This window comes from Agarivorans sp. DSG3-1, from assembly GCF_046774965.1.
GTDB lineage: Bacteria > Pseudomonadota > Gammaproteobacteria > Enterobacterales > Celerinatantimonadaceae > Agarivorans.
The window spans coordinates 930,689-943,183 of record NZ_CP177241.1 but is presented as its reverse complement, the minus strand read 5'-3'; the positions used below and the strand labels follow the sequence as shown (position 1 = coordinate 943,183).

General features: G+C 44.9%; 11 protein-coding genes. 6 read left to right on the top strand and 5 right to left on the bottom strand.

All coding sequences use genetic code 11. The annotated features are described in order from the left end of the window. The first annotated feature begins 131 nt into the window (after positions 1–131). The 3 genes from ACLD71_RS04410 to ACLD71_RS04400 all read left to right on the top strand — a co-directional run bounded on the left by ACLD71_RS04410 (position 132) and on the right by ACLD71_RS04400 (position 3,132). On the top strand, positions 132–1,811 hold the full coding sequence (locus ACLD71_RS04410) for a DUF342 domain-containing protein (protein WP_411993210.1): 1,680 nt from the start codon (positions 132–134) through the stop codon (positions 1,809–1,811). 47 nt (positions 1,812–1,858) lie between these two features. Beyond that, positions 1,859–2,836, top strand: coding sequence for a D-cysteine desulfhydrase family protein (locus ACLD71_RS04405; RefSeq protein WP_411993208.1), 978 nt, complete (start codon positions 1,859–1,861; stop codon positions 2,834–2,836). Positions 2,837–2,913: 77 nt separating this feature from the next. Further along, complete coding sequence (locus tag ACLD71_RS04400) at positions 2,914–3,132, top strand: DUF2789 family protein (RefSeq protein WP_235836237.1); 219 nt, start codon at positions 2,914–2,916, stop codon at positions 3,130–3,132. Positions 3,133–3,134: 2 nt separating this feature from the next. On the opposite strand, the gene ACLD71_RS04395 is transcribed toward ACLD71_RS04400, so the two are convergent. The 3 genes from ACLD71_RS04395 to ACLD71_RS04385 are packed head-to-tail and all read right to left on the bottom strand — an operon-like array spanning position 3,135 to position 5,379. After that, positions 3,135–3,308 carry a hypothetical protein gene (locus ACLD71_RS04395; RefSeq protein WP_411993206.1) on the bottom strand — a complete coding sequence of 58 codons (174 nt, stop codon included), beginning with the start codon at positions 3,306–3,308 and terminating at the stop codon, positions 3,135–3,137. A gap of 20 nt (positions 3,309–3,328) precedes the next feature. Further along, the gene (locus tag ACLD71_RS04390; RefSeq protein ID WP_303554202.1) at positions 3,329–3,952 is read right to left on the bottom strand and encodes a response regulator; all 624 of its coding nucleotides are present in this window, start codon (positions 3,950–3,952) and stop codon (positions 3,329–3,331) included. Beyond that, the gene (locus ACLD71_RS04385; RefSeq protein WP_303511317.1) at positions 3,949–5,379 is read right to left on the bottom strand and encodes a cache domain-containing protein; all 1,431 of its coding nucleotides are present in this window, start codon (positions 5,377–5,379) and stop codon (positions 3,949–3,951) included. The genes ACLD71_RS04390 and ACLD71_RS04385 overlap by 4 nt, the downstream gene beginning before the upstream one ends. A gap of 247 nt (positions 5,380–5,626) precedes the next feature. Between ACLD71_RS04385 and ACLD71_RS04380 the strand changes: the two genes are divergently transcribed. The 3 genes from ACLD71_RS04380 (at position 5,627) to ACLD71_RS04370 (ending at position 8,599) form a co-directional block, all read left to right on the top strand. Beyond that, positions 5,627–6,700, top strand: coding sequence for a TRAP transporter substrate-binding protein (locus tag ACLD71_RS04380; RefSeq protein WP_137674167.1), 1,074 nt, complete (start codon positions 5,627–5,629; stop codon positions 6,698–6,700). Between the two features lie 79 nt (positions 6,701–6,779). After that, positions 6,780–7,280, top strand: coding sequence for a TRAP transporter small permease subunit (locus ACLD71_RS04375; protein WP_303511320.1), 501 nt, complete (start codon positions 6,780–6,782; stop codon positions 7,278–7,280). Between the two features lie 26 nt (positions 7,281–7,306). Next, positions 7,307–8,599, top strand: a complete 1,293-nt coding sequence (locus ACLD71_RS04370; protein ID WP_411993203.1) for a TRAP transporter large permease — start codon at positions 7,307–7,309, stop codon at positions 8,597–8,599. Between the two features lie 88 nt (positions 8,600–8,687). Here ACLD71_RS04370 and ACLD71_RS04365 read toward each other — a convergent pair whose 3' ends face one another. Beyond that, on the bottom strand, positions 8,688–10,601 hold the full coding sequence (locus ACLD71_RS04365; protein ID WP_303511322.1) for a methyl-accepting chemotaxis protein: 1,914 nt from the start codon (positions 10,599–10,601) through the stop codon (positions 8,688–8,690). A gap of 131 nt (positions 10,602–10,732) precedes the next feature. Continuing rightward, positions 10,733–12,421: an NAD-dependent malic enzyme gene (locus ACLD71_RS04360; RefSeq protein ID WP_137674163.1), complete on the bottom strand. Its 1,689-nt coding sequence runs from the start codon at positions 12,419–12,421 to the stop codon at positions 10,733–10,735. Positions 12,422–12,495: the final 74 nt, after the last annotated feature.

Genomic DNA, 12,495 nt, shown 5'->3' with positions numbered 1-12,495 from the left:
CTCAATTACTTGAAAAGTAAAGCTTCGGGGAGTATTGGTTCCCAAGATGCGACAGGGCATAATTACATTGAATAAGCGTTGGTAAACACAGCTATGTAGTCAGGCTGAGTTATTAGTAGAAAGGGGATTTGATGCTCGAATTAAGTTGTTTACGTTTATCTCAAGATAAACTTGCGGCATTAATTGAAATAACTCCACAGGAGACACATGTTAGTGTCACCGATGTTAAAGCATTAATTCTTCGTTCAAACTTTGGTGATTACTTTGTCGATCCTGAAGCGATTGACGATGCTGTAGCCAAGTTTGCCGAGCTACGTGAGTCGCCTGAGCTGATTGAGCAATGGGGTGAAACCTTTGTTAAGTTAGCCAATATTAGAAACGCAGAAATCACCATTGATGTGTCTGAAGACAAAATGGTGGCACGTGCCATGATCACTGCGGCCTATGCCGGAAACCCAATTTCTCAAGGGGAGTTGGTAAGTGCTATGCAAGAAGCGGGTGTGGTATTTGGTTTACAAAAACAACGAGCGTTAAACTTACTCGCTACTGCTAAACAAGCCGACCCAGGCGTAAAAACTAAAAAAGTGGTGGCTTTAGGCCGTCCTTCAGTCGATGGAGAAGATAGCCGCTTCGAACGCTTTGTTGCCACCCCAAAAGAGCGACTACTTAAACCTAAAGAAACCGAAGATGGTCGTGTTGATATGCGTGACTTAGGCAATCTCGAAACGGTTGAACCTGGCGTTGAATTGATGCGCCGTCATCCACATACCGTTGGTCAAGCGGGTAAAAATGTTTGCGGTGAAGAGCTTCCATTTAAGCAAGGCCATGAGCAGCCGTTCACTGTGGGTGAAGGTACTAAAATTGCCCCTAATGACGCTAACTTATTGCTTGCTGATAGAACCGGATTACCACTAGAAATTGAAAATGGTATGAAGGTTGACGATGTATTATCCATTAAAAGCGTAGACGTAAGTTATGGTCATGTAGATTTCGCTGGCAGTGTTTTAATCACCGGCAATGTTGGTGAAGGCATGAAGGTTAAAGCTACTGGTGACGTACATATCAATGGCTTTGTAGAGTCGGCAAATATTACCGCCGGCGGTGATGTGGTGGTGGGCAAAGGTATTATTGGTCATCGCCTAATGGAAGGTGACGAAAACTTCTCTTGTAAGGTCAATGCAAAAGGCGAGCTGCACGCTACCTTTGTGCAATATTCACATATCGAAACCGTAAAGGACGTTACCATTACCAGCCAAATGCTCCATAGTAAAATTGAAACCGATGGTAAAGTTACGGTGAGTGATGCCGGCGGTTTGCGCGGAACCCTAGTTGGCGGCTCAATTGATGCTGGCGGAGAGATTAGCGCAGTAGTGTTGGGAGCAACAGCCGGTACCGCCACGCAGTTGCGTATATCTGGTGAGTTTGAAGGTATTCAAGACGAGCGTCGAAACCTTAATAATATCAAACATAATCTACACCAAAAGCTTAGCAAGGTGCTTGATGCACAAATGAGGCTAAGTTCTACCAAGCAAGAAGACCGCGAAGAGGGTACGGCAGAAAAACTGTCTGCTACTATGCACCATACTCGCCAAGAGCTTGTACAGATTGATTTTGCCTTGGACTACAATCAGCAAATGGAAGACGAGTTTTTTGCTAACGCTCGACTTACCGTTAAGAAAGAGCTGCACCCCAATGTGCGTCTCGACATTGTTGGCCAAAAGCTGTTTACTAATCGAGAGTATGGACCCACCGAAACTCAATATGAAAACGGAAAAATTAGTTTTGTTCCGTTAATGCCAGGGAAAAAATAGCCATCAATCTTCCCTCCATATAGTGTGTTATAAATGAGGGATTAATAATGAACTGGCAATCTATCGCGCGACAGCCTTTAGGCTTTTTCCCTACCCCAATGCATAGCTTACCGAGCTTGTCGGCGCACCTAGCCGGTCCGCAAATCTATATTAAGCGTGATGACTTAAGTGGATTAGCCCTAGGTGGTAATAAAGTACGCAAGTTAGAGTTTTTGCTAGGTGAAGCGCTACAACAAAAAGCTGATTGCATCATCAGTGCTGGCGCCGCTCAATCTAATCATTGCCGACAAACTGCTGCCGCAGCCGCTAAGCTCAATTTACCCTGTTATTTACTATTAGGCGGCAAAGCCCCCGAGCATGCCCAAGGTAATGTATTGCTCGATAAATTGTTTGGTGCCACTATTGTTTGGACTGGTGAACAAAGAAAGGGCGAAGGTATAGCTGCACTTGAGGCTCAGCTTAAAAGCAAAGGCTTAAGACCTTATGTGGTGCCTTATGGTGGCTCTGATGCTGTTGGCTGTTTAGGTTTTGCTGCTGCTTTAGAAGAGTTATTGAAACAACAAAGCGACATTGAAGAGATTGTATTTGCTTCAAGTTCTGGCGCGACCCAAGCTGGCTTAATGTTAGCTAAAGCTTACTTAAACTCATCGATCCAGTTGCGCGGGATTAATATCGATAAGGCCAATCATCGCACTCAACATTTCAGCCAAACCATTGCTGATTTGGCTAATACCGCGAGTGAACAATTTAGCCTTGATTCTCGATTTAGCGCCAGAGACGTTTGTTTAGATGATGAATACCTTGGAGAAGGCTATGCAGTATTGGGCGATGCTGAGCGAGAGGCCATTATGTTGCTGGCCGAAACCGAAGGGGTACTGTTAGATCCGGTTTATACCGCCAAAGCGATGGCGGGGCTAATTGCTCGAGTACGGCAAGGGAAATACTCCTCACAGCAAAAAGTGCTGTTTTGGCATACTGGCGGAACCCCCGCATTGTTTGCCTACGCTAAGCAGTTACTAAGTTAAACTGACGTATTAAGCGTAGTGGGTTTATAGTATTCGTAAGTAGAACATATTTTTGAGGGCGTATTATGGAATCAGGAATGCACACACTGAGTGATTTGTTTGAACAACTAGGCTTAGATCCTTCAATTAATGGGATTGCTCAATTTGTTACCGACAAGGGGCCAATTGCTGCCGGAGTGGTATTACATAAAGCCAGTTTTTGGACTCCCACCCAGGCGAGCTTTTTGGCTGAAGCAGTTGAGCAAGACGCCGATTGGGCTGAGTTAGTTGATCAGCTGGATAATATGCTGCGCTAGACTTAGCTTTTTGGTTGCCGCACGTTCTCAATCGCGTTTAATGCCTGTTCTAAGGTCGTGCTAAAGTTAAACTGCTGGGCATTATGGTCTTTAGCTTGGCAAACACCACTTACAAAGCGGACTTGTTGTGATGTTTGTTTGCAGCACTGAGGCTTAATTTTTACAGATTGATTCAAAGGCTATCCTTAGCGTTTGCTTATTTTTCGCTGCCATAGTGTTCAATGGCGTATTTAATCATTGCAACGCTGCTGTCTAAGTCCAATTTACGACGGATTTTTAAAGTGTGAGTTTCCACGGTTCTAATACTAATCGATAAACTATCAGCGATTTTTTTGTTACCGCAACCAGTGGCTAGCAGGCGCAGTACTTGCTGCTCACGTTTGGTTAAACTTACTGTGCTGGAGCTGCTCTCATTATCAAACAGCATGTTGGATACACCGGCACTGATGTAGCGGCCACCATTGGCTATCGCTTCCAACGCGCTGATCAGCTCGCTAGAGGCAATATCTTTCAGTAAATATCCTTTGGCTCCATTACGCATTGCGTTTTGCACATACTCTTTATTGTCGTGCATGCTAAGCATCACCACTTTGCTGTTTGGGCATTGTTCTGCCAACGCTTCTAGCAGCTGAATACCATTTAACTTAGGCATGTTTATATCGGTAAGCACAATGTCTGGGCAAAGTTGCTGCGCCATACTTAAGGCTTGCTCCCCATCTGCCGCAGTGCCTACAACATTAAAGCCGGGGTTGGCTTCTAGTCGCATTTTTAGTCCATCTTGAACTAAGGGGTGATCGTCTACCAATAGAATACTGGTCATGCAGTTTGCTCTTGAATAGCCTTAACAGCTGTTTCAACTTCTAGCAGTGGTACTTTAATCGTTATCAGAGTCCCTTCTCCTAATTGACTGTCTACGTCTACGTGGCCGTCGATATGGGCAATGCGTTCAAAAATATTGCGTAAGCCAAGGCCGCTGCTGGCCAGTTCTGGTCGTCGAGTGAGCTCTTTAATTGAATGGCGGCGTACTCTTTTACCCATCTCAAAACCAATACCATTGTCTCTGATCTTCATCACTAAGGTTTTTGCATGTTGGTTTAACACTATGTCCACGGTGTCGGCTTGTGCATGCTTTTCCACGTTCTGCAGTGCTTCTTGGGTGATGCGATAAAAGGTGGTTTCAACCGTAGACGGTATATTTAGGTTATCAATGTCGCACTCTAAAAACACATCTATTCCTGTACGGTGTTCAAACTCTTGGCAAAAACCGCCTAATGCGGCCGCTAAACCCAGGTCATCTAACACGCTGGGGCGTAAATCTTTAGAGATACGACGAATTTCGCCAATGGCTTCATTAATGGTACCTAGGCCTTGATTAAGGCTGGCGGCTACCGAAGCTGGTGTATTGTTACATTCGGTGGCGCTTTCTAGGCGATACTTAATAGAGACCAGTAGTTGGTTAATGCCATCGTGAAGCTCGCGTGATACACGCTGGCGTTCTTGTTCTTGCGAATCAATAATCCGCTGGGTAAGTTCCTTTAGCTTTTTGTCTGCTAGCTTATGCTCCGAAATGTTTAAAGATGCCCCTAAAAAAGCGATTAAAATCCCCGAAATGGTGGTAATTATAAATAACCAGATAAAGGTTCTATTAATGTTCTCTTGAGTTTGCATTTCCAGCTTGGCGAGCTCTACATCCACATCATCTAAATATACGCCAGTACCAAACATCCATTGCCATTTGTCTAGCATCACAACGTAACCAAGCTTTTGAACGCGTTTTCCAGTGCTGGGTTTTTCCCATAAGTAATTACTAAAGCCGCCGCCAGCCTTGGCTTGGGCAATTAAGTCTTGGATTAGATGAGTGCCCTCAGAGTCTTCAAAATCCCAGAGATTCTGACCGACTAACTCGGGTTGGATTGGATGAACTAAATTCACCCCTTTTAAGGTGTAGGCAAAAAAGTAGCCGTCTTCGGCAAAACGCAGGCGATTTAGTAGTTCCCGTACTTGATGTTTAGCGTGCTCGTCATCGGCGGCTGCAGGTTCGTATATATCTCGAATGCTGGCAAAAGCTTGGTCGATATGGTTTTGCAGCTCTAGGGTTTTACTACGCATAATGTTTTCTTTGATCAGCGCCAGCTGTTGGTCGGTAAGAATCGAAGATTGTTTAAAAACCAGAGTGGCAATTAGCGCAGTAACACAAACTAGAGGAACAATTGATAGCAAGATAATTTTAAACTTGAGGGACCACATCTCGTGACGGCCTAACAAAGAGAATGTTAACTATATGTTAATCTATGCTATTTCCTAAAAATAGTGATCTAGCTCTCACTCCTACCAAAGTCTAGCGTGTACGTGATCTTACGTAGAAAAAAACCGTGCTTTAGCGGATAGGTTTTATTGTAACAAGTCGCTAACATTAAAGGTGACCATTAAGCAGTTGGTTTACATCTAGAACATTTAACCAACAATGGAAAATAACAACGAAAGGGAGAACAACATGCTTAAGTCCCTCTGCAGTAAAACTCTGCTGGCTTCTGCTATTATCGCGTTTAGTTCGGCAGCTGTTTCAGCCGATAAAGTGTACAAACTAAAACTGGCTGAAACTTGGGGCCCTAACTTCCCCGTTTTTGGTGATGCGGTGAAAAACATGGTGAAAATGGCCGACGAAATGTCGAATGGTCGTTTAAAGATCCGTGTTGACTCTTCAAACAAACATAAAGCACCATTCGGTGTTTTTGATCTAGTAAAAAGCGGACAGTATGACCTAGGCCATACAGCGTCTTACTACTACAAAGGTAAAGTGCCTAATACCCTTTACTTCACTACCATGCCGTTTGGTATGAATGCACCAGAGCAACACGCTTGGTTGCAATATGGTGGTGGTCAAGATTTGATGAACCAAGTTTATGCTGACCACAACTTAGTGCCGTTCCCTGGTGGTAACACAGGGGTGCAAATGGGTGGTTGGTTCCGTAAAGAAATCAACTCGGTGGGTGATTTAGAAAACCTGAAAATGCGTATCCCGGGTTTCGCCGGCGAAGTATTGGCTAAGCTAGGTGCTACGCCAGTGAATATTCCGCCGGGTGAGCTCTACACCGCACTTGAGCGCAACACCATTGATGCGTTGGAATGGGTAGGCCCTTCGTTAGATTTGCGCATGGGCTTTCATAAAATTGCCCCTTACTACTACATGGGGTGGCACGAGCCAGCCACCGAGCTGATGTTTATTGCTAACAAGAAAAAGTTAGAAAAAATGCCAGCAGACTTACAAGCTATTTTGGCTGTAGCGATGCGTAAAGCTGCCTACGACATGTACATACACTCTTATGCAGAAAGCGCTAAAAACTGGCAAACCATGTTGCAAGAGTTCCCTGATATTCAGGTGAAAACTTTCCCACCAGAAGTCATCAAAGCGCTTAAAACGGCTAACGATGATTTGTTAAAAGAGAAAGCAGCAGCTGACCCAATGGCCGCTAAAATCATTGAGTCTCAACAACAGTACATGCAACAAGTTCGCGCTTATACCGCGATTTCAGAACAAGGTTACTTAAACAGTACCGAAGGTTTGTAGAGCATAGTTGGAGCCGCAGAGTATTGCGGCTCCATCAGCTAAACCAGAATAAGCAAGTGGATTGCTTGGGAGGCTAGGGATGTTGCGTTTGCAACGAGCAGTAGATGGATTCTCCAAGGCCATAGCAGGTCTAACAGCGGTACTGATGCTGTTAATGTTGGTAAACATCTTTTATGACGTGATCATGCGTTACTTTTTTCGCTCCAGCTCAATTGGTATGCAAGAGCTAGAGTGGCATTTATTTGCAGCAATGTTTTTATTAGGTATTGCTTCTACTTTGCAGGCCGAGGGGCATGTTCGTGTAGACATTATTTATGACAAGTTGTCGAGTCGCAAACGCGCCTGGATAGACAGCTTGGGTGTAGTATTTTTTCTGTTTCCCTTTTGTGGATTAATTGCTTGGTATGGCTACGACTTTGCCTTGGAATCTTACAATTTGGGTGAAACCAGTGGTGACCCAGGTGGCTTGCCCTATCGTTGGATCATCAAATCAATGATTCCCATCTCCGCGATATGTTTAGCTGTAAGTGGCTTTGGCATGTTGCTTAAAAATCTTATTCAGCTGCGAAATACCGCCTAGCTCGTAATAACAAAAAGGAAGTTGTCATGATTGGGATAGTCATGTTTTTCGTGGCCTTGCTAATGCTGCTTACTGGTTTTCCGGTAGCCTTTATCTTTGGTGGTGTCGCGCTGGTTTTTGGTGTATTTGCAGAAGGCATAGACCTGTTTGCTTTTATGCCTTACCGCATAATGAGCATTATGCAAAACTCGGTGTTAATGGCGGTACCGTTGTTCATCTTCATGGGCATTGTATTGCAGAAAACCCGTTTGGCTGAGCAACTACTAGAAGCGATGGGCCAACTGTTTGGCCGGGTTCGTGGTGGTTTGGCGGTATCTACCATTTTAGTGGGCGCCTTGCTGGCTGCCTCTACTGGGGTGGTGGGTGCGTCGGTTGTCGCCATGGGCGTAATCTCGTTGCCAGTGATGCTTAAATATAAATATGACAAGCGTTTAGCCTCTGGGGTCATTTGTGCTTCGGGCACGCTTGGACAAATTATTCCTCCTTCTATCATCTTGATTATTTTGGGTGATGTAATGGGGGTGCCGGTTGGCGATTTGTTTAAAGCTGCGCTATTGCCAGGCGCAGTGCTGGTGGGCGCGTTCATACTTTATGTACTAGGGGTTTCTTACTTTAAACCAGAATCAGCCCCTGCCTTACCTAAAGACGAAGCTGCTGGTCATGGTGTGCAACCATGTTGGAATGCCTTTAAAGCTATCGCTCCGCCATTAGCGCTAATGATTGCAGTATTAGGGTCTATTTTCTACGGTATAGCTACGCCAACGGAGTCATCAGCAATTGGTGGCATTGGCGCGATTATTCTATCGATTATTTACCGTCAGTTTTCTTGGAAAATTGTTTACGAAGCATCAATTGAGACAGTAAAAGTCACCTCAATGGTATTTGCTATCTTTATTGGTGCAACGGCCTTCTCGATGGTGTTTTCTTATACCGGCGGCGAAGAAGTGATTGAAGAAGTGATGACCAGCCTTCCGGGTGAGAAATGGGGCTTCTTAATCTTAACCATGATTGTGATTTTGATTCTAGGCTTTTTTATCGACTTCGTAGAAATCTCATTTATTGTGGTACCAATGTTGTACCCAGTGGCTGGGTTACTTGGTATCGATTTAACGTGGTTTGCTATTTTGATTGCGATGAACTTACAAACCTCGTTCCTTACGCCGCCCTTTGGGTTTAGCTTATTTTACCTAAAAGGGGTGGCGCCGCCCGAGGTTCAAACCACCGACATCTATAAGGGAGTGGTTCCCTTTATTATCTTACAAATAATGGTGTTAGCGTCGATATTGGTATTCCCTGAGTTTTATGGCTTTGGTATGTAGAGCCATAAAATAAACCATTGGGTAAACCTTTGTAGAGTGATAAAAAAAGAGGCCAAATAGGCCTCTTTTTTGTATCTAGTGGCTAGCCTTACAGTTTGAAGCTGCCGACTAACTCAGCCAGCTTATCAGCCAGTTGCTTGAGTGACTTACTGGCTTCCGACAACTCAGCTGCAGTGTCGGTAGCTTCCTGAGTGCTAAGGTTAATTTCTTCTACGTTACCATTTAGCTCACTAACGACCGATGACTGCTCCTCGGTGGCGGTGGCCACTTGAATATTCATATCCGAAATCAAGGTGACTCGATTAGAAATTTCTTGCAAGGCGGAATAAGCGTGACCGGCTTCTTCAGCGCCTTGGGTACTCATTCCACTGCTCTGTTCAATGGCGTTTACTGCTCGGGCCGCTTGTTCTTGCAGGTTGTTAATCATCTGCTGAATCTCGTCTGTAGACTCGGCAGTTCGCCCTGCTAAGCTACGCACTTCATCGGCAACAACCGCAAATCCTCGCCCTTGCTCTCCAGCTCTGGCTGCTTCAATAGCGGCGTTTAGTGCTAACAAGTTAGTTTGGTCAGAAATACCTCGAATAACGTCTAAGATACTGCCAATAGATTGGCTACTTTCGGCGAGTGACGCGACAACGGTGGCTACTTGTTGCATCTCTTCGGCCAAGTGCATGATGTTGTCACGCGCTTTAAGTACTACCTGTTGGCCTTTATCTGATTCTTTCTCTGCATCTTGCGCTGCATCCGCCGCTTGCGAGGCGTTGTTGGCAATTTCATTTACCGTAGAGCCCATTTGATTGATGGCGGTAGCCACCTGGGTTACTCGATCTTGCTGGTGCTGGGTGTTCTCTAAAGTCCGCTGAGATTGGCTTGCCACAGAGCGAGAAGCTTCACCGAGGTGGTCGCCAGTTTCAGCTACAGAGCTTACCGAACGGTGAATTTTCTCAATAAAGCTATTAAAGCCCATCGCCAGTTTTGCCATTTCATCTTTGTTGTCGGCATCTAAACGCTGGCGTAAATCGCCTTCACCTTCACCTAAATCTTGAAAAACGTCGGCGAGTTTAGCGATGGGGCGAGTAATGGTACCTGCTAGCCACACTGCGACCAGCAAGAAAATGCCAATAACAATGAGAGTGGTCACTATCATGTAATAACGAGATTGATACAGCTCTTCAAATACCTCGTCTTTAGGTACCTGTGCAATCAAGTACCAGTCCATGGATTCAATATAACTTGAGCCTAGAAATAGCTGTTTACCTTGGTGGTTCACTTCAACCAAACTAAAGCCTTGTTTATTAAACAGCGAACTGGTGGCGTCGCCAAACTCTTGGGCGAGTGACACCTTTCCTACGAGCTCTTTATTACGATGTAAACGAATCATACCCTCGCCGTCACTAAGGAAAACAAAGCCACTTTCTTCGATTTTAAAACTGTCGAGAAAGGCGATCATTTCATCCATAGGTTTAGATACACCAGACATGGTGTGGCCATTCACCTGTTGGTAGTTTAAAAACAATTTGGTTTCTTCTGTGGTGGAGGAATAAACGCTGACCATGGTTTCTTTGCCTGAGTCACGAAAGGCAAAAAACCAGCTGTCTCGATCAGGGTTCAATTGGCGTAAAAATCCTTTTTGATTCCAGTAATTGGCGGTTTTTCGGTTAGAGACCGAGGCATCAGCCAGGCCATATTGTTCTTTTAAACGCCCCAGCATTTCAATCAACTGAGTCTCTGAGTTTGGCTTGGTTGATTTTAGGGTGCGCTCTTCAACAAAAACATTGTTTGCTAGTTGCTCGGCTGATTGCAGCAGCACGGTCACTTCTTTGTCGATTCTATTACGGATTTGTTTAAGTAAGGCTGGTAGCTCGTTGTTTACCATTCTGTTTTCGATAATGGTTTGCGCTTGGCGCTGGCTAACCAGGCCAATAATACTGGTAGACGCAAGCACGGCTAATACGATGGTGATGGTGAGTTTCTTACGAATGGTAAGTTGGTTAAAGAACATTATCCCTCCTAGGATCGCCAAAAGGCAGCAGCTAGCACAGCTATTGAGAAACGATGAAAAGCTGGCCTAATTATTAGGTCAGCTAAACATCTAAATTCGAATTATTACAATGAGTAACTTAATAAGTGTAGTTAAAAAGAAGTACGTTTGTAGTGACGATACTCAGGCTTCCAAAAGCTCGCTTCAATGGCTTGCATCAGCACTTCATCGCTGGTTTTTACCGCTAGTTGTTGTTGCATCGCAGTGGTAGCTACAGCGTAGGCAATGTGTTTACTGACAAGCTGAATTTCTTCTAATGGCGGCAATAACGCTCCTTCGCCGTCGTTCGCTAGTGGCGAGCATTCGGCCAACGCTCGGCTACTGGCTATCAGCATTTCATCGCTCACGCGGGTGGCTTGGCAAGCCAGTACACCTAAGCCAATACCTGGAAAGATATAACTGTTGTTACATTGGGCAATAGGAAAGGTTTGCTCGCCCAGTTTTACCGGTGGGAATGGACTGCCAGTGGCGACTAAGGCTTGGTCATTGGTCCAGCGGAGTATATCTTCAGGCAGCGCTTCCACGCGGCTGGTGGGGTTAGAAAGCGGCATAACTATAGGTTTAGAACAATGCTGATGCATGCTTTCAATAACTTGTTGGGTAAACACTCCTGGTGCACCCGACACACCAATAAGCACCGTGGGTTTGCCATTTTCAACGACGTCGAGTAATGACAAGCTGTCTGAGTTTAAGCCCCATTGCTGCTGAAGTTGGGCTGGTTGTGCCAAGGCTTGCTGAAAATCTAGCAAATTGGGCATGTTGTTTTGTAATAAGCCCCAGCGATCTACCATGAAAATTTGGCTACGAGCTTGAGCTTCGCTAATGCCTTCCTCGACCATTGCTCTAATAATGGCTTCGGCAATACCACAGCCCGCTGATCCCGAACCTACAAAGGTGACACGTTGTTCAGCAAGGCTAGAGCCAGCAGCTTTACAAGCCGCTAATAGTGAACCCACGGTAACTGCCGCCGTGCCTTGGATATCATCGTTAAAGCAACAAAATTGATCTTTATAGCGTTGTAGCAAGGGCATAGCATTCTTCTGAGCAAAGTCTTCAAACTGAATAAGCGCATCAGGCCAGCGCACTTTTACCGCTTGCATAAATAGCTCTACAAACTCATCGTATTCGGTGCCACTAATTCGCTCATGACGCCAGCCCATGTACATTGGGTCGTTAAGCAACTGTTGGTTGTCGGTGCCTACATCTAGCACTATTGGTAGCGTATAAGCTGGGCTAATACCGCCACAGGCTGTATATAAAGAGAGCTTACCAATGGGAATGCCCATACCACCAATGCCTTGGTCGCCCAAACCAAGAATACGTTCACCATCGGTAACAACAATGATCTTCACATTATGACGGGTGGCGTTGTTTAGCAGTTCATCGATACGGTGACGGTTTGGATAAGAAATAAATAAGCCCCGTGAGCGGCGGTAAATATTAGAGAATTGCTCACAGGCTGCACCCACAGTAGGGGTATAAATAATCGGCATCATTTCGCTAATATGATCTTCAACTAAGCGATAAAACAAGGTCTCGTTAGTGTCTTGAATGTTCCTAAGGTAAATATGGCGATCTAAATCGTTAGTGAAGCTTTGATATTGTAAATAAGCGCGCTCTGTTTGCTCATCAATACTTTCGATGTTTTCTGGCAGTAGCCCTTCTAAGTTAAAGAAAATACGCTCTTCTTGATTAAAGGCGCTGCCTTTATTTAACAGTGGAGTTTCAAGTAAAGCAGGACCAGCATAAGGAATGTAGAGCGGGCGTTTTTTATCATCCATGTGATTAGATCTTTAACTAGGGCAAACAAGAGAGGTATTTTTTCACAAATTTGGTGTTAGGTCATGCTGAAATG